This is a genomic window from Amycolatopsis sp. NPDC034160, assembly GCF_055575355.1.
Genome location: NZ_JBVISU010000014.1, coordinates 36,986 through 56,445 on the forward strand (window position 1 = coordinate 36,986; position 19,460 = coordinate 56,445).

Consider the following 19,460-nt stretch of genomic DNA (forward strand, 5'->3'; position numbering starts at 1 on the left):
AAGGCCTCCTTCCTACTCTCAAGGTAGGGAAGGAGGCCTTCACGGACTTCCTGGCTTGTAGCGTCCGGTGAGCGCGCCCACGCCACTATCCCCTCCGACAGGACCTGACGAAAGTAAGGGCCGCGCCTTCCCTTGGTGCGATGTCCGGGCAGGCGTTGTTTCCTAGCCTTCGCGGTATGAATCAAAGGCTGCTTTGGTGGCTGGGCACCGCGTTGCTCCTGCTCGCCGTCCACACCGACTGGAACGTCCCCCTCGCGGCCTGGGTGTTCCCGATCTTCTTGCTCCACTACGCCCGGCGGGCACCTCTCCGCCGCGCGGTCCTGATGGTCGGGCTGTCCCTGCTGATCGGGCAGATCTTCTGGCTCGGTGTCACCGGACTGCTGTTCGTCTTGCCGGCGTTGCTCGCCTTCACCCTGCTCGTCCTGTTGCAGACGGCCGCGTTCGTGGCCGACCGTCTGTTCGCCGAACGCGCCGGTGCGCTGAGGACCTTGGTGTTCCCGGTGACGCTCGTGGCGGCCGAGTACCTCTTCACGCTGATCACCGGATTCGGCGACTTCGGCGCGCTCGGCAGCACGCAGTCCGGGAACCTGCCGCTGCTCCAGGTCGCGTCCGTGACCGGCGTGTACGGCCTCACCTTCGTTCTCGCGTGGTTCGCCTCGGTGGTGAACACCGGTTGGACGGAAGGGTGGCCGCGCGTCAAACGCACGGTCCTCGTCCACGTGTGCCTGCTCGGCCTGGTGTTCGCCGCGGGCGGCGCGCGGTTGCTGTTCGACGCTCCCACGACCCAGACGGTGCGGATCGCGGGGATCAGCCCCGCCGCGGAGGCCGACAAGGCGAGTTCCGACGCACTGGAGCGGATCGGCGTGAAATATTGGCGTGCCCAGGAGGTGAGCGCGGCCGATCCCGCCGCCGTCGGCGCCGCTTTCGCCCCGGTCACCGAAGACCTCGTCAGCAGGACGCGGCAGCAGGCGTCGGCGGGCGCGAAGATCGTCGTCTGGCCGGAAACCCACGCCCGCGTACTGGAACGTGATCAGGCGGCGCTGCTGAACCGGGTCGGCGCCGAAGCGAAGCGTGCGGGTATCCACGTCGCGCTCGCTTACGCGCTCTATATCCCGCAGGCTCCCCACATCCGGAACGTGGCGGTGCTCGTCGATCCCTCCGGCGAAGTGCGGTGGAACTACGACAAGACACATCCGACGCCGATGGAGCCGATGACGCCCGGCCCCGGCGTCGTGCCGACCGCGGATTCGCCGTACGGACGACTCGCGACGGTCATCTGCTACGACGCGGATTTCCCCGCATTGACCCGCCAGGCCGCGGACAAGGACACCGCGCTGTTGCTCGTCCCCGCGAACGATTGGGAGGGCTTCGGGGCTCTGCACGCCGAGAAGGCGACGTTCCGCGCCGTGGAAAGCGGTTTCCCGGTGTTCCGGCATTCTACCCACGGAATCTCCACAGCTGTGGACAGCCAAGGCCGAGTGCTCGGGAAGGCGGACTATTACCGCACCGACCAGCAGACCCTCGTCGCGGATCTGCCGGTACAACCGCGAACACACACCGTGTACAGCACGATCGGGGACGTGTTCGCCTGGCTGTGCCTCGCCGCGGCCGCGCTCTGTCCTTTATGGACATACCGACGGAACCGTTAGCGCCCTGTTACAGAACGGGTGGCCTTCGTAACTTCTTACCCGAAAAGAACAGTGTTCAACGGTTAAGCTCCGACGCATGCCGAAGCTGCTGGTGGTGGAAGACGACGACGCGATCGGCGGCGTCCTCGAATCGACCCTGCGCCTGCACGGTTACGAGGTTTCCTGGCAGCGTGACGGGCGCACCGCGCTGGCGGCCGCGGCGGCCGGGGACATCGACTTCGTCCTGCTCGACCTCGGCCTGCCGGATCTGGACGGGGTCGAGGTCTGCCGTCGGCTGCGCGCCGAACTCCCCGGCGCCGTCCTGGTGATCCTCACCGCCCGGCAGGAGGAGATGGACGTCGTCGTCGGTCTGGAGGCCGGGGCCGACGACTACCTCACCAAACCCATCCGCCTCGGCGAACTGCTCGCCAGGGTGCGGGCGCATCTGCGGCGCGGGACGGCGCCGCCGGAGAGCAGGCCCGCGATCGCCGTCGGACATCTGCGGGTGGACACCGCCGGACGGCGGGTCAGTGTCGGCGGACGGGAGATCCCGTTGCGGGCCAAGGAGTTCGACCTCCTCGCCCGGCTGGCCGAACAGCCGGGTGTCGCGGTCAGCCGGGACACCCTGATGTCCGAGGTGTGGGACGCGCACTGGTACGGCTCCACGAAGACCCTCGACGTCCACATCGCCGCACTACGGCGAAAGCTGACCGAATCGGCGCCCACCCCCGAGCAGGCGCCGCGGATTTCGACGCTGCGCGGCCACGGCTACCGGCTCGAACAGCCCTTCGAAAGCTGAGCGGCGAAAGGCGTCAGTAGTCACGGAGGTCGGAGACCTCGTCGCGGGCGGCGAGCTGCGCGATCCGCGCCGACGCGGCCACGCACGACGCGATCACCACCGCCGCCAGCAACCCGAAATAGCCGTGCGGCGAAGGCCTCCCCTCCACCTGGGCGAAGAGCACGAACAACACGCCGAGGAGATGCCCGGCGATCAGCCCGCCGGCGCCGACGATCAGCGCGTCTCCCGCGATGAAGGCCGCCACTTGACGGCGTTTCCCGCCGAGCGTGCTCACGATCAGCAGGTCGCGACGCCGTTCGTTGAGCGCCAGCCCGAACGACGGCCCCGCCGCGGCGGCCGCGAGCACGAGTGACGCCAGCATGTCCACAGTGGCCGCTTTGCAGCCGTCCTTGGTGAAGGCGGTGGAGATCGCGAACGCCACGGCCAGCGCGACGAGCACCACCGACCGCGCCAGCAACGCGCTGCGCCACGAAATGGACAACGCGAGCACGCCCGCGAGTCCCGAGACGAGCGGCCTCAGCGCCCCGCCGATCACCCGCTTTCCCTTGCGCAGTCCCAGCTCCACCAGCCGCCACAGCAGCATCGTGCCGCCTGCCCAGCCGAGCAGCGGCCAGAAGAACGAGAGCGCGAGCAGGATGAAGTCGAGGCCGTAGGGCGCCCACCAGGGCGGCCCGTCGTCGGCAGGGACGAAATACCACTCCCGAAGCACCGGGGGCAGGATGGCGAGAGCCGCGACGAGCGGCCCGGCGACCAGTAAGAGAACGATTTCCCAGGCGAAGGTCAGCCCGGATCCGGTGAGGAAACCGCCGGCCAGTGACAGCGCCACCCCGGCCACGCCACCAGCCAGCCCCGCGACCACGGCTTCCGCCGACGCGAGTGCGAGTACCTGTCCACCGGTCGCGCCGCGGGCGCGCAGCAGGTCCTGGTCCGAGCGCAAGGAACGCTCCGACGGGGTGGCCAGCAGCACCACGAGCACCATCGCGGGAATCCACTGCGGAGCCGGGGATCCGGTCCAGCCGTGCACCGCGAGCAACGTGATCACGATCGCGACCCCGGCCGCGGACACGCCGAGCCTGGCGGGACGCACCCGCGCGATCCCGCCGACCCACAACGCCATCGCGTTGATCACAGGTCACGCACCAGCTTCCCGTCGACCATCGTCCAGCTCTCGCCGAACAGCCCGGCCGGGGCGGGCTCGGCCGTGGCCACCAGCAGCCCGGCGGCCAGCCGGTCCGCCGCGCGCACGAGCCTGCCCAGCAGCCGCTCCCGCGCGGGCCGGTCCAGCCAGCCCGCCGGGTCGTCCGCGAGGATCAGTTTCGGCGCCGGCGCGAGTGCCCTGGCGATCATCGCCAGCCGCATCTGCTCGCCGGTCAGGTCACGGGGCGCCCTCTTGGCGAATCCGGCCAGGCCTACCAGATCCAGGGCATCGTCGACGGCGTCGCGGACCGCGATGCCGGTGCGGCCCGCGAGGACCAGCGGCAGGGCGACGTTGAGCCGGACGTCGAGATCGCGCAGTAGGCCACCGTCCTGCAGGACCAGTCCGATCAGGTCGGGGCCCGGCGGGACCGGCTCGAACGCGGGCCATTCGATCGTGCCTGCCGTCGGCTTCTTCATCCCGGCGAGCAGATGCAGCAGCGTGGTCTTCCCGGATCCGGCCCGGCCGGTCACCACGGCGCGGGTCTCCTGGCGGAGCACACAGCTGACGCCGTGCACGGCCACCACCGCGGTCAGGCCGGTGCCATAGGTGTGCGCCAGCTCGTCGGTCCGGACCAGCGGTGTCGTCACGCCACTCTCACGATCCGGTGCGCGGCCGCCGCGATGTCGGGATCGCGGGTCGCCACGACGACGGCCGTCCCGCGCCGCGCGACGGCGCACAGCAGGTCCATGAGTTCGAGCGCGGCGAGCCTGTCGAGTTCGCCCGCCGGTTCGTCGGCGAAGAGGACGCCGGGTGCTCCCGCCAAGGCGACGGCGACTCCGGCTCGCGCGCCTTCCAGTGCCGACAGCGTGCCCGGGTAGGCGTCACCGCGTCCGGCCAGCCCGGCCAGTTCGAGCAGGACGGCGGCGTTCTCGGGAGCATGCCGGGCGGCGAGCCTGCCGGCCAGCACGACGTTCTGCTCGACGGTGAGGTGGCCGAAGAGGTTCCCCCGCCTGAGCAGCACACCGACACCGCGGCCACCGGCCGGCACTTCGCCTCCTCCGGCGGGCAGCACGGCCACACAATCGCCCGGGACGGCGAACCGGACGAGGGGGACGGATCCGGGCCCCGGGCCTGCCATGACGGCGGCACGTCGGCGCATGGCCCCAAGGTAAGGCGAAAGGGGTCAACATCGCCTTGAACTCAGGTCAACGGACGGCAAAATATCGCATCCGGCGGGTGATCCTTTCCACCGTCGGCCACACTCTGTCCGTGCGCCGACGGATCGTGACCCTCACCGTGCTGGCCGCGGTGCTGGCGATCACCCTGTTCGGGGTGCCGCTCGCCCTCGCGGTCGCCAAGTTCCACGAGAGCATGTCCACCCACGATCTCGAACGTGCCGCCGACAACGTCGCCCTCGAAGTGACCGGCGACCTCGCCAATGGCCGGATCCCGGAGCTCAGGCCCATCGTGATCGTGGAGGAGGGAGAGGACCGGATCCGGGGCATCGTGATCGCGGTCTACAGCCCGACCGGCAGGCTTCTCGTCGGCGAGGGCCCGGCGCACGCCGACGACTTCGTCCGCAGCGCGCGCGACACCGACCGGGCGAGCGGAACCGTCGGCGACGAGGTGGTCCTCGCCGAACCCGTGGTCAGCGGCGCTTCGGTGGTCGGGGTGATCCGTGCCGCGCATCCCCGGTCCGAACTGGACGACATGATCCGGTTGACCTGGTTGAAGATGGCCGGACTCGGGGGTGTCGCGATCGGCGCCAGCTGGCTGATCGGGCTCCGGATCTCCGCCCGGCTGGCGCGGCCGCTGGAGGATCTGGCCGTCACGGCCGAACGCCTCGGGGAAGGCGACTTCACCGTGCGCGCCGGCCGCACCGGGGTCCGCGAAATCGATCAGGTCGCCGAAGCGCTCGACGTCACCTCCACGCGGATCGGCGAGACGCTGGAACGCGAGCGGACGTTCTCCTCGGACGCCTCTCACCAGCTGCGGACGCCGTTGACCGGGCTGCGGCTGCAACTGGAGGCGGCGCTGGAGAGCCCCGGTCGCGACCCGTACGCGACGATCCGTGACGGCATCGCGTCGGCCGACCGGCTGGAACGCACCATCGACGACCTGCTGGCGCTGGCCAAACAGAGCAGGGCCCCCCGTGCGCTGCTCGACCTGGGCAAACTGTTCGAAGAGGTCCGCCAGACCTGGCACGGCCTGCTCGCCGGACGCGGCCGGGCGCTGCGGATCAGCGGCCGTGAGGCCCTGCCGGCGCGGGCGGCGGACGCGGCAGTGCGGCAGATACTCGCCGTACTGCTGGACAACGCGGCGACGCACGGCACCGGCACGGTCACCGTCCTCGCCCGCGACGCCGGGGACGCGCTGGCCATCGACGTCAGCGACGAGGGCGCCATCGCGGACGGGAGCGACCCGTTCGTGACCAGGGAAGAAACCGGGGAACGGCAAGGCAACGGGATCGGGCTGCGGCTGGCGCGGAGCCTCGCCGAGGCGGAAGGCGGGCGGCTGGGGCTGACCAGCCCGTCGCCGACGACGTTCACGCTGCTCCTGCCCGCCGAACGCGCCGTACCGCGGAAAGAAAGCCCGGGCCTGGCGAGCTAGGGGGGGTTACTCGCCAGGCCGGGCCGGTAGGAGGCAAACGCGCCCCGACAGCGCGCACGGCATGCCACCTGGAAGAAGACGGTAAAGAACAGCGAGCCAACAGACGGTACACGCCGGATTAACTGACACTTTGCTTTTTGATGTCACAGGTCAGCGTCCCGGCCGGCTCGTCAGCACGACCGTCCAGCCGGGCTGAATCGATCGTGGGAAGATATGACGTATGACCACGGAGCCGGCGCCGAGATGGCGGAGACTGGAACCGGACGAACGCAAGGAACAGATCCTCGTCTGCGCCGCCCGCCTTTTCGGTGACCGCCCCTACTCCGAAGTGTCCACTTCGGACATCGCGGCCGAGGCCGGGGTGGCGAGGGGGCTGATCAACCACTACTTCGGTACCAAACGCGAGCTGTACCTGGAGATCATCCGGCGGGCGCTGACCGTGCCGCGGCTCGCGGTCGAGATCCTGCCGGAAGGCCCGCTCGAACTGCGCGCCGACGTCGCCATCGACTGGTTCCTGGACATGGTCACCAGTCAGGAGAAGATGTGGCTGGCCGCGATCGCGCCCGAGGGCATCGGCCGGGACCTCGAAGTCGAGCGGATCCTCGAAGAGGCCGATCGCGAATCGGCCGACCGGGTACTGGAAGCGGTCGGCCTGTCCCGGGAAAGCGAGCACGGGCCGGAGCTGAACGCGCTGGTCCGCGCGTTCGGCGGAATGGTCAAGGCGGCGGGCCGCGAATGGCTCGTCCGCGGTGCGCTCAACCGCGAGCAGGTGCACACCCTGCTCAGCAAGTCGCTGGTCACCCTGGTCGGCGAAGTCTTCCCCGAGATCCAGCGCGCCGCGCCACGGAGCTGACGGGGAGAAGCCCCCGGCACCTCGAGGGGGAGGTGGGCGCCAGGGGCTTCGGGACCGGTGACGAGCACCGGTGTTCCTCCACACTACGCCGGTCTACTGTCAGGGCTCTGTCAAACTTTCGAGAGCACGCAGCTGGGTGAGCCGATGATCCAGCCCGTCTAGGCAGCGCTCGACCGCGTAGGCGTAGAGCCGTTCGTAATAGCCCGCCGCGAGATCGGGATCGGCGACCAGCGCCGCGATCGACTCGCCCAGCGCCGCCATCCCCGGCAGATCCTCCCGGTCGCGATAGGCCGCGTAGCCCTCGGACCGGTCGAGCTGCAGCGCGATCGCGCTCTCGCGGTCGTCCTCCATCGCGACGAACTGACAGGCGGTGGCGAGCAGCAGGTTGTAGGCGAACGGCGCCTCGGCCCCGAACCCGGCCGCCAGCAGACGGCCGATACCGGTGTCCATGGTCGGCACCGCGGCGGCGACCGACGGCCCGAACAGGGCCAGCCGCCGCGCCGAACCGGGATAGCGACGCAGCACCGTCCGCACGGTCGGCAGGAACTCGTCGAACCAGGCCCGCCACGGCAGCGACTTGTCGGGCAAGGTCAGCTCGCCGACCACGCGGTCGAGTACCGCGACGACGACGGCGTCCCGGTCGCCCACGTGGTGGTAGACCACCGCGGGGTAGGCGCCGACCGCGGCCGCGAGCTGCCGCAACGTCCAGTTTTCCAGGCCCGACTCGGCCGACAGCTCCAGCGCGGCGTCCACGATCCGGTCCCTGGTGACCGCGGGCCGCCCGGAAGCGGCGCGCGACCGGGACCGGGAACCCACGTCTTCGGGGAAAGTCGGCATGCGGAACACCGTATCCGCCTCCGGCCGGTGGCAGGGCGGGGGACATCCAGGCAGGATCGGCGTCATGCCCCGCGCTCGTGTGAACGGTCTCGAACTCGAGTACGACACCTTCGGCTCCCCCTCGGATCCGCCGCTCGTGCTGGTGATGGGGCTCGGCGCCCAGATGGTCACCTGGGAGGTCGGCTTCTGCGAGCTGCTCGCCGAGGGCGGATTCCACGTCGTCCGGTTCGACAACCGCGACATCGGCCTGTCGACCTATCTGGACGATCTTCCCGCCCCGGATCTCGCCGCGCTCGCGGCCGGCGACCTGACCACGGCCCCGTACCTGCTCTCGGATCTCGCCTCCGACGTCGCCGGACTGTTCGACGCGCTCGGGTTCGACCGCGCGCACGTCGTCGGCGCGTCGATGGGCGGGATGATCGTGCAGCAACTCGCGATCGATTCCGCAGAGCGGCTGCTCAGCCTCACGTCGATCATGTCGACCACCGGGGACCCGTCGGTCGGGCATCCGGAGCCCGCCGCGCTCGCCGGGCTGACCCGGCCGCCCGCCGCCACCCGCGAGCAGGCGATAGAGGACGGCGTCGAGTGGTTCAAGCTCGTCGGTTCGCCAGGCCATCCCTCCGACGAGGAGTTCCTGCGGATGAAGGCCGCGCGCAACTACGACCGGGCGCATCACCCGGCGGGCGGATTGCGCCAGGCCGCCGCCGTCGTCGCTTCGGGAGACCGCACGGCGAAGCTGCGCGAGGTGCACGTCCCGGCACTCGTCATCCACGGTGAGAGCGACCCGCTGATCAACGTGAGCGGCGGGAAGGCGACCGCGGAAGCGATCCCGGACGCCGAACTGGTGCTGTTCCCCGGAATGGGGCACGAATTGCCGCGGCAGCTGTGGCCCGCGATCGCCGAAGTGATCATCACTCACGCCCGCAAAGCCGTTGGTGGGTGAGCTGGGTCAACCCTGGCGTGGCTTTCGCGACGCGGCAGGCAGAGTGAAGGCGTAACGCGCGTGCTCAGACACGAAACTCGCGTGCCTGGAACCGACACCAGGGTGTTCCGCCTCCAAGCACACGAGACCCCTCTCTGAGCACGCGAGTGCGGTGCCACGTCGGCGCCGCTCGGCTGCGCCGCCTGCGAACGCCGCGTCGAAGCGACGTGCTGTGCGACCACTGCCGGCGGCCGCTGCTGCGGGACCGGATCCGGTTCGGCGGGCCGGTCCCGCTGCCCGCGCCCGCCGGGTGACGTAAATCGACTCGCCAACCGTGGTGGTTCCTGACAGGCTGGGAACGTCACATGTCGTCACCTCGGAGGTAGCAATGACTGAACCGGCACCGTCCCCTGCGGATGGCGAAGAGGACGACACCAAGCGCAAGTTCCGCGAAGCACTGGAGCGCAAGCAGGCGCAGGCCCGCACCGGCTCGGCCCACGAGAACGCGGGCGGGAAGAACCTGCACGCGCACGGTCCGGCCGCGAACAAGCGCACCTTCCGTCGCAAGAGCGGCTGAGTCGGTCCCGGCCGCCGGGCCGCGGGGCCCGTAGCTGCAATGAAGGGGCCTTTCATAGCAAATTTTGCGATGAAAGGCCCCTTCATTGAGCCTTTTCCATCCTGAGGTTCCGAGGGTGTGGGGGCGTGAGTGGTGATGACGGTTCTGGCGGACCGGTACTTGCTGACCTGCTGGAACCTGATCTCGCCTTGGTGCCGCTACGTCCGAGTGGGGAGGATTCCGGCCGTCCAACGGCCGGAATCCTCCCCACTCGGCTGTGTCAGCCGCGGGGCCCGAGCGGCACGACGTCGATCAACGGAAGATCGGGGACACTCAACGTCCCCGATCTTCCGTTGATCAACATCGGGACCGGGGCAACCTCACGACGATGTGGGAATCGGGACACTCACTGTCCCAATCCCCACATCGCCACCCCGACCCGACCGAGTCAAACCCTCCAGCCGCCTTACGGAAAGGCAAAGGACACCCCGGCCAAGCCTTACCTCACAGTCGACTACCTGCGAAGTAAGACCTGCTCGTGAATGGCGAGTGACGTTAGAACGACACTCGCCACTCACTACCTCCCTCCCCCAGAACCTCAGGAGGAAAAGGCCCCTTCATTGCATTCGAGGGAGACCTACACCGTCAGGATCGAACGCAGCCCGCCGACCTCGGCCATCCGGCGCTCGGCGAGCCGGTCGGCCGCCGTCGCCGGCGGCACGCCGTCGGCCTTGGCCAGCGCGAACACCGCCTTCGTGGTGTCGAAGATCGCCGTGGTCTTGCGCTTCGCCCGCGCGAAGTCGAAACCGCGCCGCTCGTCGTCGACCTGGATCACGCCACCGGCGTTGACCAGGTAATCCGGCGCGAAAAGGATGTCGCGGTCGTCGAGCTCCTTGCCGATGCCGGGGTGCGCGAGCTGGTTGTTGGCCGCGCCGCAGACGATCTTGCTGCGCAGCAGCCCGACCGTCTCGTCGTTGAGCACGCCGCCCAGCGCGCACGGCGCGAAGACGTCGAGTTCGGTGCGGATCAGCGTGTCGAGGTCTTCGACCACCTCGACGCCGGGGTACGCCGCGCGGGTGCGCTCGATCGCCGCCGGGGAGACGTCGGTGATGACCACCTGCGCGCCCGCCTCGATCAGGTGTCCGACCAGGATGTGCCCGACCTTGCCGACTCCGGCGACGCCGACCTTGCGGCCCGCGAGGTCCGGCAGGCCCCAGACGGCGTCCGCGGCGGCACGCATGCCCTGGTAGGTGCCGAAGGCGGTGAGCACCGAGGAGTCGCCGGCGCCGCCGTTCTCCGGCGAGCGGCCCGTGACGAACTCCGATTCGCGGGCGACGATGTCCATGTCCTGCACGTAGGTGCCGACGTCGCAGGCGGTGATGTAGCGGCCGCCCAGCGACTGGACGAACCGGCCGAAGGCGCGCAGCAGCGCCTCGGTCTTGTGCTTCTGGGGGTCGCCGATGATGACGGCCTTGCCACCGCCGAGGTCGAGCCCGGCGAGCGCGTTCTTGTAGGCCATGCCCTTCGACAGCGCGAGGACGTCCGCCAGCGCGGCTTCCTCCGACTCGTAGGGGTAGAACCGGGTTCCGCCGAGCGACGGCCCCAGCGCCGTCGAGTAGATCCCGATGATGGCCTTCAGGCCGGTGGCCTGGTCCTGGCAGAAGACGACCTGTTCATGGCCGGTGCCTTGGCCGAACACTTCGGTCACTGTGGTGACTCCTTGTCGTGGAGTGCACGCTGCTTGTGGCACACGTGCGAAGATCCTGGATCAACGGCACAGTCCCCGCACGAAGGTCATCCGGCGGCGACGGTGCCACATCGCAAACCTAGATCTCCCCGGTGCGTTCGCCAAGCCGGGGATGCGACGTTCTCGATACAGGTCAGCCCCGGACGACCTCGTCGAGGACGCGGAGCGCGGAGTCCAGCTGCTCGTCGGACAGGTAGGGCGCGGGCCCGAACCTCAGGTAAGCGCCGCGGCTGTCGGTCCGGACGCCTCGTGCGGCGAGGGCGGCCTGCAGCGCACCGGCGTCGGCGCACTTCAGCGACAGGAAGCCGCCGATGCGGTCCAGCGGCGTCTCCCGGTCACGGGTGATGACGTCTTCGGGCAGGCCGAGCTTGTCGAAGCTCTCGGCGAGGAAGCCGACCTGATGCCGCGACACCTCGCGCAGGAACTCCGGCGTGAGCCCCTGTTCGGCGAAGAACCGGAAGACGCGCGCGCCCCGGTAGTGGCTCGTCGGGTCGTAGGTGGCGCCGGCGAACCTGTCCGATCCACTGGCGTAGGCGACCTGGCCGGGCCGGCGCTCGTCCGCGAGGGTGCCGAACTCGGCGTACCAGCCGGTGACGACCGGGCGCAGTTCCTGCGCGTGCGCCGGCATCCGCAGGAAGCAGTTGCCTTCACCGAGCTGGAGGTACTTGTAGCCGCCGCCGAGTACCCAGGCGTTGGTGAGCCCGAGGTCGTGCAGCGCGAAGGGGACGGCGCCGAGCGCGTGGTAGGCGTCGACGACGAGGTTCACCGACTTCGCAAGGCAGACGTCGGCGAGGTGGGCCAGTCCCGGCACGAGCCGGGAGGTCTCGAACAGCACGGCCGAGACGAGCACCGCGGCCGTGTCTTCGGTGACTTCGGCAGCGACGCGTTCGGCCAGCGTGGTGACGGGCGTCGCGGGGACACGGACCACCTCGACGCCTTCCTCGGCCAGCCGGGCCAGCTGACGCCGCAGCGTGTGGAACTCGCCGTCGGTCGTGATGATCCGGGGACGCCCGCGCAGGTCCATCGCCGACAGGAACCGGATCACCAGGTCATGGGTGCTGGCGCCGAGCGCGATGTCACCGTGCGGGTCGCCGAGCAGCGCCCGGAACCCGGCCCGCATCTCGTCGGCCTTCGCGAAGGCGCGGTCCCACTTCGTGTCGACCTCTTCGGCCGCGTCGGCGAAGGCTTCGAGAAGGCCTTCCTGCGCGACGTCCGGCCACGCCTGGTGCGAATGCCCGGTCAGCAGGATCCGGTCCGCCACCCCGAATTTCGTGTAGTGCGCCGCGAGCGCGTTGGGGTCGCCGCGGAGTTCGTCGAGGGTGGTCAAAGTCGGCTCCGCACTGCCCAGAGGTCCGGGAACATAGGGTGGAAAAGCGTCGAGCGCAGGTAATGCGCTCCCGACGAACCCCCCGTCCCGGTCTTGTCTCCGATGGTGCGCTCGACCATCTTCACGTGCCGATACCGCCACTCCTGCATCCCTTCGTCCAGGTCGACCAGGTGCTCCGCCACGACCGACGGCCCGGTGTCATCGCGATATACCTGCAGCAGAACCTCTTGGAGCGCCGGAGAGGGTTCGAGTGGCTTGGTGAGGTCGCGCCCGGTCGGAACGTCGTAGTCCTTCACCGCGAGGTACGTGACGAAGGAATCGAAGAGCGACGGCCGGGACATCGCGTCGGCGATCTGGGCGCGTTGTTCACCGCCTTCGGGGTAATGCGCGAACACCCGCTCGTCCCGGCGGCCGAGTACGGCCTCCAGAACGCGGAACTGAGCCGACTGGAACCCGCTCGAAGCGTCGAGTCGCGCACGGAAACTGGTGAACTGGCTCGGAGTCATCGTCTCGAGCACATCGATCTGCGCGACCACCACCTTGAAGATAGTCAGAATCCGCCGCAGTGTGCGGATGGCGTGAGCGGTGTTACCCGCTTCGAGTTGCTCCTGCAGGTAAAGCGCCTCGTGGAGAACTTGTTTGAACCAAAGTTCATACACTTGGTGGATGACGATGAAGAGCATTTCATCGTGTTCGTCGGAGCGGGGACGCTGGGAGTCCAGCAATTCGTCCAACGAAAGGTAGGACGTATAACTCAATGCCGCCTGCGTGTCGTTCATTTTTCTGTCACCTCATCGAAATGGCGTTGCGCCGCCGGAGCCAAAGCCTGGTAAAGATCGTGGAAGACTTCGACCGCGGCGGCCCGGCTCGGCGGAGCCGGCACGAGTTCGACCGGGAGTTCCGGATCGAGCGACGGGAAGGCGCGGAAGGTGTGCGTCAGCCAGGTTCGGACCCGGAACGCCTCGGCGTCCGGCAGCTCGCCTGAATATCCGCTGAAATCCCGGACGAACGCTTCGTAACGCGCCGCCAAGCCGTCGAGGTTCCAGGCACGTTCGGCGAACCGCCGCACGTCGAGCGCGAGCGACGGTCTGCCGAGCATCAGCCCGGCGTATTCCGAGACGTCGAGTTCGGCCAGCAGGGCGAGCACCTCGGCCTCGCGGTCGTGCGGGGCGATCCAGGTGCCGTCCTGCACCGGACCGAAGCCGAGGAAGCGCAGACGGCGGACCAGCCGCTCTCTCGCCTGACGGCGGGTTTCCGGGATGCTCTGCCACAGCACGGTCCACTCCCCGACCGCGCGTTCGCGTCTGCCGAGGGAGAAGATCCGGCGGTCGCCGTCCTCCAGCAGCGCGATCGTGCGGCGGGTCAGCGAGTAGTGGACCAGCCGCCCCGCCTTGTGCCGGGCGAGCAGGTCGCGGCGAGCGAGCCTGGCGAGCGCGATCCGCGCCGCGCCGTCGGAAAAGCCCAGCCCGGCCAGCACGCTGACAAGGCCACCGGACCACACACGGCGGCTCTCGCGTGGCGACACGTAGGTGCCGAGCAGCGTCATCACCAGCTCTTGGGGAGCTGGATCGCCGTGGAGCGAGGACGATGCGGGCATGGGCGCAACTCTATACACCTCAGGGCGCTGCGGTGTAGCTTGATTCGGGTGACGTACTTCGCGGATTTGAGCTCACGTCAGGTCGCGGCGCTCGCGTCGCACGAGCGCGTTCCGGTGCTGCTGCTCCCGGTGGGCGCCGTCGAACCGCACGGACCGCACGCCCCGCTGAACACCGACCCCCTGATCTCACGGGGAATGTGCGAGCGCGCCGCGGCGCGGCTGGCCGGTGATCCCGGTATCCGCGTGCTGATCCTGCCCGAGGTGCCCTACGGCGTGACCCGCTTCGCGGCGGCGTTCGCCGGCGGCATCTCGATCGGCGAAGAGACCTTGCACGCACTGCTGACCGAGATCTGCGGCGCGCTCATCGACCAGGGGCTGCCCCGCGTCCTGCTGGTCAACAACCATTTCGAGCCTGCCCATCTGGTCGCGCTCCGGCGGGTGGTCAAGACCGTGGAAGCGAAGCACGGCGTCGGGATCGGTTTCGTGGACCTGGTCCGTCGCCGGTACGCGGCGCGGCTCACCGACGAGTTCCGCTCCGGGGCGTGCCACGCCGGGCGATACGAGACGTCGCTGGTGCTGGCCGACCGGCCCGACCTGGTCGACGTCACGATTCAACGCGAGCTGCGCCCCGTCCACGCCGATCTGGCGCGCGGCGATGCCACGGATTTCGTCTCGGCCGGGATGACCGACGCCTACTGCGGGGAACCCGCCTTGGCGACCGCCGAAGAAGGCGAAGAGACCTTCTCCGTGCTTACCGACATCCTGGTCGAGGCGATCCGGGAGCTGGTATGACCTTCAACCTGGCGACCCATTTCGTGGATCGCCTCCCCGGTGAGCGGACGGCGTTGCTGTGCGGTGACGAGGAAGTCACCTACGCGGAACTGGCGGCACTGGTGAACCGGGCCGGGAACGTGTTGCGGGACCTCGGTGTCCGACGTGGACAGCGAGTGCTGCTGGCGCTGAACGACAGCGTCGAATTCGTCGCCGTCTGGTACGCCGCGCAGAAGATCGGCGCGGTCACCGCCGAGGTCTACTCGTTCCTGCGGCCCAAGGATTACGCGTACTACCTGAACTACACCGAGGCCGTGGTGGTCATCGCCGACGCGTCGACGCTGCCCGCGCTGCGCGAGGCCGGGGCGCGGAACCTGCTGGTCATCGGCGATGTCGTCCTGGAACCCGGCGAGCACTCGTTCGACTCGCTGGTCCCCTCTGCTTCTCCTGAGCTTGAAGCCGCTCCGACCACCTTGGACGACGTCGCGATCTGGAAGTTCACCACCGGCAGCACCGGCTCGCCCAAAGCCTGCGTGCACCCGGCACGGAGCGCGCTGGAAAGCTTCGAGCGATACGCCCTCGGCGTGCTCGACCTGCGCGAGGACGACCGCGTACTGGCCGTGCCGAAGCTGTTCTTCGGCTACGCGCGCGATCTGACCGCGCTGTTCCCGTTCGGGGTCGGCGCGTCCGGGGTCGTCTTCCCGCGGCGCAGCACCGCGAGCCTGCTGTTCTCCCTGATCGAGCGCTACCGGCCGACGATCCTGGTGAACGTGCCGACCATGATGAGCGCGATGATCGCCGATCCGGCCGCGTCTACTGTGGACATGAGTTCCCTCCGGCTCGCGACCTCGGCGGGCGAGGCGCTGCCGTCGGAGCTGCATCGCAAGTGGGACAACCTGTTCGGGGTCCCGGTGGTCGACGGCATCGGCTCGTCGGAGGCGTACCACATCTATATCTCCAACGTTCCCGGCGATCAGCGGGTCGGCAGTCTCGGCCGCGAGGTGCCCGGCTACACCGCGCGGATCCTCGACGAAGCCGGGGAAGCCTTGCCGGACGGCGAGATCGGCACCCTGGAGGTCACCGGGCCGACCATCGCCCGCGAGTACCACGGCGACCCGGAGAAGACCGCGCGGACCTTCCACGGCGGCACCCTGCGCACCGGTGACCTGTTCAGCCGGGACGCCGACGGATACTTCCACCACCACGGCCGCGCCGACGACCTGCTGAAGGTGTCCGGCGTGTTCATCGCGCCGAGCGAGATCGAAGACTGCCTCATCGGTCATCCCGCCGTCATCGACTGCGCCGTACTGGGCGCGACCGTCGACGGGCTGGTGGTCCCGCGGGCTTGCGTCGTCCTGGCGAAGGGCGCGTCCGTGACCGCCGATGAACTGAAGGACCACGCACGGGCGCATCTGGCGAAGCACAAATATCCGCGCGAGGTGGTCTTCGTGACCGAACTTCCCCGCACCGCCAACGGAAAACTCGATCGGCGCGCGCTGCGCCGGGTGGAGGCGCAGTGAGCAGGATCGTCGTCGTCACCGGCGGGACACGCGGCATCGGCGCGGCCGTCGCCGCCCGGTTCCGGGCCGCGGGCGACAAGGTGCACGCGCCCGGCCGGGCCGACTGCGACGTCACCGACGAGGACGCCGTCGCCCGGTACTTCGAGGCTCTCGGCCCGGTGGACGTGCTGGTGAACAACGCCGGGATCTCGGCGAGCGCCCCGCTGGCGAAGACGTCGCTGGAGCAGTGGCGTACCCAGATCGAGGTCAACGCGACCGGCACTTTCCTTTGCACGCGGGCGGTTCTGCCCGGGATGCGGGTACGGGACACCGGCCGGATAGTCACGGTCGCCTCGACGGCGTCGCATATCGGCTACCGCTACACGGCCGGCTACACCGCGTCGAAGCACGCCGCCGTCGGACTGATGCGGGCCACCGCCGCCGAGGTCACCGGCACCGGCGTCACCGCGAACGCCGTCTGCCCGGCCTTCGTGCGCACGGACATGACGGCCGCTTCGGTGGCCAGGATCCGGGAGCGGACCGGCCGGGACGAAGCCGGCGCGGAAGCCGCCCTCGCGGCCGCGTCGCCGCTCGGCCGCCTGCTCGAACCCGACGAGGTCGCCCACGCGGTGGCCTTCTTCGCGGCGCCCGAAGCCGCCGCGATCAACGGACAGACACTCGTCCTCGATGGAGGTGGGATCCAGTCATGAGCCCGTTCCGCGCCACACCGCCGATCACCGCGAACTGGGAACATTTCGAGTTCACTGTGGACGACGGCGTCGCCACGGTCACCTTGGACCGACCCGAAAAGCTGAACGCGCTCACCTTCGACGTCTACGCGGACCTCCGCGACCTCCTGGCCGAGTTGCCGCACCGCGGTGACGTCCGGGTGCTGGTCGTCACCGGACGCGGACGCGGGTTCTGCTCCGGTGGCGACGTCGAGGAGATCATCGGCGAGCTGCAGAAAATGGAGACCGCTGAACTGTTGGAGTTCACCCGCATGACCGGTGCGGTGGTGAAGGCGCTGCGCGAGTGCCCCATCCCGGTGATCGCCGCGGTGAACGGCGTCGCGGCGGGCGCGGGTTCGGTGATCGCGCTGGCGAGTGACTTCCGGCTGCTGGCGTCATCGGCGAAATTCGCGTTCCTGTTCACGAAAGTCGGGCTGGCCGGGGCGGACATGGGCTCGGCGTACCTGCTGCCGCGGCTGGTCGGCCTGGGGCGGGCGACGGAGTTGCTCATGCTGGGCGACAAGATCGACGCGGCTCGCGCGGAGGCGATCGGCCTGGCCTCGCAGGTCGTTCCCGACGATTCGCTCGCTTCCGAGGCTTCCGCTTTGGCCCGCCGTCTCGCCGATGGACCGGCGTTGGCTTACGGGACCACGAAGGTTCTGCTGACCCGTGAGCTGGACATGGACCTGGGCAGTTCCATCGAACTCGAGGCGATCACGCAGGCTCTGCTGATGACCGCGAGGGACCACGGCGAGTTCTACGCGGCCTGGACCGCTGGACGAACCCCCCAGTGGACCGGACGCTGACCCCTCACCTCTCGTGAGTGGTAATGAAGGTTAGAACCGTCATTACCACTCACGAGACGGGACCGGCCGCGCCCAGTAGCCGCTCCCCCAAAACCCGGCACCGTTCCCGCAACTCCACCGGCTCGACCACCTCGAAAGCGTGGCCCAGCACCACCACGTGCATCAGCAGGAAGTCGAGATCCCCCGCCCCGCTCAGCACCTCGCACCGCGCATCCCCCTTCGGCCGCACCACCGCCGCCGACGCCGGAATCTGCGCCCGCACGACCTCGGCGGGCGCGTGCACCAGAAACCGCGCCTGATACCGATAGACCCGGCTGGTCACGCTCTCCTGCACATAGGCCGCGGCGTTGGGCGCCGGACGTGGCCGGAACCGCCACGCCCGCGCGGAAACCTCGGACATCCGGTCGACGCGGAAGGTGCGCCAGCCTTCGCGATCGAGGTCGTAAGCGAACAGATACCAGCGCTTTCCGGAGGCGACGAGGCGGTAAGGCTCAACCCTTCGCCGTCCGGAAGACGGATAGTCGAAGCCCGCTTCGACCTCGTCCCGGCAGGCTCGTGCCAGGGTCATGAGGACGTCGGGGTCGATCGAAGCGCGGCTGCCGTCGAAGGCGACCACCGAGCCCGACAGCGCGCGTACCTCGTGCCGCAGCCGGATCGGCAACACCCGGTCGAGTTTGGTGAGCGCCCTAAGCGCGGCGTCGCCGTCTCCCGCCCCGGCCAGCAGCGAGACCGCGGTGGCGATCGCTTCCTCGTCGTCCAGCAGCAGCGGCGGCATGTCCTGTCCCGGACCGAGCCGATATCCGCCGCCGACCCCGTTGCCGGCCTGCACCGGATACCCGAGCGACCGCAGTCGCTCGACGTCGCGGCGGATCGTGCGCGGCGTGACCCCGAGCCGGTCGGCGAGTTCGGGACCGGTCCAGACCTGGCGCTGCTGTAGCAACCCGAGCAGGGTGAGCACCCGCTCCGTGGTCCCTCGCTCGTCCTCCATGTCACCCACTGTGTCAGACATAGCGGACCGATCCTGTCCGCCAGGGCTGTCAGGATGTCGCCATGAGCCGAAAGAGCCGCGAAATCCAAATCACCTTCGACGCCCACGACCCGAGGGGCCTGTCGACCTTCTGGCGTGACGCCTTGAGCTACGTCCACCCAGCCCCACCGGGTGTCGACCTACCCGAGGGCGCGGACCCGCTGGCGGCCTGGGACGAGTTCCTCGAACGAGTCGGCGTGCCCGAGGACGAGCGCAATTCCAGCTCAGCCGTCCAGGACCCCGACGGAATCGGACCGCGCCTGTTCTTCCAGCAGGTCCCGGAGGACAAGGTCGCCAAGAACCGCGTCCACATCGACATTCGCGCGGCCCCGGGTCTCCAAGGGGACGAGCGCATGGCGGGGCTCGAGGCGGAATGCGACAGGCTCGTCGCGCTCGGCGCGAAGCGGGTACGCCGTCATGAGCCCGAACCTCCGCTGAGCCACGGGTTCATCGTGATGACCGACCCGGAGGGCAACGAATTCTGCCTGGACTGAGGGTGCCGGAGCGTGGTCGGTACAGCTGGTCGTGAGTGGCGATTCGGGTTAGAACCCGAATCGCCACTCACGACCAGCCCCACCCCAACCCCCCCCAACCTCTTCACCGCGACCGCCCTTT

Annotated in this window: 20 protein-coding genes; 11 read left to right on the top strand and 9 right to left on the bottom strand. The window is 69.2% G+C overall.

What is annotated here, in order from left to right; translation table 11 throughout:
• Positions 1 to 176 precede the first annotated feature (176 nt).
• Both ACZ54P_RS25630 and ACZ54P_RS25635 read left to right on the top strand, forming a co-directional pair.
• Entirely contained in the window at positions 177 to 1,649 is a 1,473-nt protein-coding gene (locus ACZ54P_RS25630) for an apolipoprotein N-acyltransferase (RefSeq protein ID WP_465464101.1), read from the top strand.
• 76 nt (positions 1,650 to 1,725) lie between these two features.
• Positions 1,726 to 2,427 (top strand): response regulator transcription factor, encoded by a 702-nt coding sequence (locus tag ACZ54P_RS25635; RefSeq protein ID WP_465464102.1) that lies wholly within the window; start codon positions 1,726 to 1,728, stop codon positions 2,425 to 2,427.
• A 13-nt stretch (positions 2,428 to 2,440) separates the two neighbouring features.
• On the opposite strand, the gene ACZ54P_RS25640 is transcribed toward ACZ54P_RS25635, so the two are convergent.
• The 3 genes from ACZ54P_RS25640 to ACZ54P_RS25650 are packed head-to-tail and all read right to left on the bottom strand — an operon-like array spanning position 2,441 to position 4,724.
• A complete protein-coding gene (locus ACZ54P_RS25640) occupies positions 2,441 to 3,556 on the bottom strand; it encodes an FtsX-like permease family protein (RefSeq protein ID WP_465464103.1) in 1,116 nt (371 codons plus the stop codon).
• Positions 3,553 to 4,212, bottom strand: a complete 660-nt coding sequence (locus ACZ54P_RS25645) for an ATP-binding cassette domain-containing protein (protein WP_465464104.1) — start codon at positions 4,210 to 4,212, stop codon at positions 3,553 to 3,555. Before ACZ54P_RS25645 ends, ACZ54P_RS25640 begins: the two co-directional genes overlap by 4 nt.
• Positions 4,209 to 4,724, bottom strand: coding sequence for a P-loop NTPase family protein (locus ACZ54P_RS25650; RefSeq protein ID WP_465464105.1), 516 nt, complete (start codon positions 4,722 to 4,724; stop codon positions 4,209 to 4,211). The genes ACZ54P_RS25645 and ACZ54P_RS25650 overlap by 4 nt, the downstream gene beginning before the upstream one ends.
• Positions 4,725 to 4,801: 77 nt before the next feature.
• On the opposite strand from ACZ54P_RS25650, the gene ACZ54P_RS25655 reads away from it, so the two are divergent.
• Positions 4,802 to 6,175: a sensor histidine kinase gene (locus ACZ54P_RS25655; protein ID WP_465464106.1), complete on the top strand. Its 1,374-nt coding sequence runs from the start codon at positions 4,802 to 4,804 to the stop codon at positions 6,173 to 6,175.
• A gap of 220 nt (positions 6,176 to 6,395) precedes the next feature.
• A complete protein-coding gene (locus tag ACZ54P_RS25660) occupies positions 6,396 to 7,028 on the top strand; it encodes a TetR/AcrR family transcriptional regulator (RefSeq protein ID WP_465464107.1) in 633 nt (210 codons plus the stop codon).
• A 99-nt stretch (positions 7,029 to 7,127) separates the two neighbouring features.
• Here the strand turns inward: ACZ54P_RS25660 and ACZ54P_RS25665 are convergent, their stop codons facing one another.
• Positions 7,128 to 7,865, bottom strand: coding sequence for a TetR/AcrR family transcriptional regulator (locus ACZ54P_RS25665; RefSeq protein ID WP_465464108.1), 738 nt, complete (start codon positions 7,863 to 7,865; stop codon positions 7,128 to 7,130).
• A 64-nt stretch (positions 7,866 to 7,929) separates the two neighbouring features.
• Here ACZ54P_RS25665 and ACZ54P_RS25670 point away from each other — a divergent pair, with 64 nt between their 5' ends.
• Complete coding sequence (locus ACZ54P_RS25670) at positions 7,930 to 8,808, top strand: alpha/beta fold hydrolase (RefSeq protein WP_465464109.1); 879 nt, start codon at positions 7,930 to 7,932, stop codon at positions 8,806 to 8,808.
• Positions 8,809 to 9,175: 367 nt separating this feature from the next.
• Entirely contained in the window at positions 9,176 to 9,364 is a 189-nt protein-coding gene (locus ACZ54P_RS25675) for a DUF5302 domain-containing protein (RefSeq protein WP_126735540.1), read from the top strand.
• Positions 9,365 to 9,980: 616 nt separating this feature from the next.
• Here the strand turns inward: ACZ54P_RS25675 and ACZ54P_RS25680 are convergent.
• From ACZ54P_RS25680 to ACZ54P_RS25695, 4 genes are all read right to left on the bottom strand, one after another.
• Positions 9,981 to 11,051, bottom strand: a complete 1,071-nt coding sequence (locus ACZ54P_RS25680) for a Glu/Leu/Phe/Val family dehydrogenase (protein WP_465464110.1) — start codon at positions 11,049 to 11,051, stop codon at positions 9,981 to 9,983.
• Positions 11,052 to 11,223: 172 nt separating this feature from the next.
• On the bottom strand, positions 11,224 to 12,417 hold the full coding sequence (locus ACZ54P_RS25685; protein ID WP_465464111.1) for a DegT/DnrJ/EryC1/StrS family aminotransferase: 1,194 nt from the start codon (positions 12,415 to 12,417) through the stop codon (positions 11,224 to 11,226).
• On the bottom strand, positions 12,414 to 13,196 hold the full coding sequence (locus tag ACZ54P_RS25690) for a tryptophan 2,3-dioxygenase (RefSeq protein WP_465464112.1): 783 nt from the start codon (positions 13,194 to 13,196) through the stop codon (positions 12,414 to 12,416). The genes ACZ54P_RS25685 and ACZ54P_RS25690 overlap by 4 nt, the downstream gene beginning before the upstream one ends.
• Complete coding sequence (locus ACZ54P_RS25695; protein WP_465464113.1) at positions 13,193 to 14,014, bottom strand: PaaX family transcriptional regulator; 822 nt, start codon at positions 14,012 to 14,014, stop codon at positions 13,193 to 13,195. The genes ACZ54P_RS25690 and ACZ54P_RS25695 overlap by 4 nt, the downstream gene beginning before the upstream one ends.
• A 48-nt stretch (positions 14,015 to 14,062) precedes the next feature.
• Between ACZ54P_RS25695 and ACZ54P_RS25700 the strand changes: the two genes are divergently transcribed.
• Genes ACZ54P_RS25700 through ACZ54P_RS25715 form a run of 4 tightly spaced genes read left to right on the top strand, consistent with a single transcriptional unit; the run spans position 14,063 to position 17,818 of the window.
• Complete coding sequence (locus ACZ54P_RS25700; protein ID WP_465464114.1) at positions 14,063 to 14,806, top strand: creatininase family protein; 744 nt, start codon at positions 14,063 to 14,065, stop codon at positions 14,804 to 14,806.
• Positions 14,803 to 16,305, top strand: coding sequence for a benzoate-CoA ligase family protein (locus tag ACZ54P_RS25705; protein ID WP_465464115.1), 1,503 nt, complete (start codon positions 14,803 to 14,805; stop codon positions 16,303 to 16,305). The genes ACZ54P_RS25700 and ACZ54P_RS25705 overlap by 4 nt, the downstream gene beginning before the upstream one ends.
• On the top strand, positions 16,302 to 16,994 hold the full coding sequence (locus tag ACZ54P_RS25710) for an SDR family NAD(P)-dependent oxidoreductase (RefSeq protein WP_465464116.1): 693 nt from the start codon (positions 16,302 to 16,304) through the stop codon (positions 16,992 to 16,994). The genes ACZ54P_RS25705 and ACZ54P_RS25710 overlap by 4 nt, the downstream gene beginning before the upstream one ends.
• The gene (locus tag ACZ54P_RS25715; RefSeq protein WP_465464117.1) at positions 16,991 to 17,818 is read left to right on the top strand and encodes an enoyl-CoA hydratase family protein; all 828 of its coding nucleotides are present in this window, start codon (positions 16,991 to 16,993) and stop codon (positions 17,816 to 17,818) included. Before ACZ54P_RS25710 ends, ACZ54P_RS25715 begins: the two co-directional genes overlap by 4 nt.
• Before the next feature lie 49 nt (positions 17,819 to 17,867).
• On the opposite strand, the gene ACZ54P_RS25720 is transcribed toward ACZ54P_RS25715, so the two are convergent.
• On the bottom strand, positions 17,868 to 18,806 hold the full coding sequence (locus tag ACZ54P_RS25720) for a helix-turn-helix transcriptional regulator (RefSeq protein ID WP_465464263.1): 939 nt from the start codon (positions 18,804 to 18,806) through the stop codon (positions 17,868 to 17,870).
• Positions 18,807 to 18,868: 62 nt separating this feature from the next.
• Between ACZ54P_RS25720 and ACZ54P_RS25725 the strand changes: the two genes are divergently transcribed.
• A complete protein-coding gene (locus ACZ54P_RS25725; RefSeq protein WP_465464118.1) occupies positions 18,869 to 19,339 on the top strand; it encodes a VOC family protein in 471 nt (156 codons plus the stop codon).
• The last annotated feature ends 121 nt before the right edge of the window (positions 19,340 to 19,460 follow it).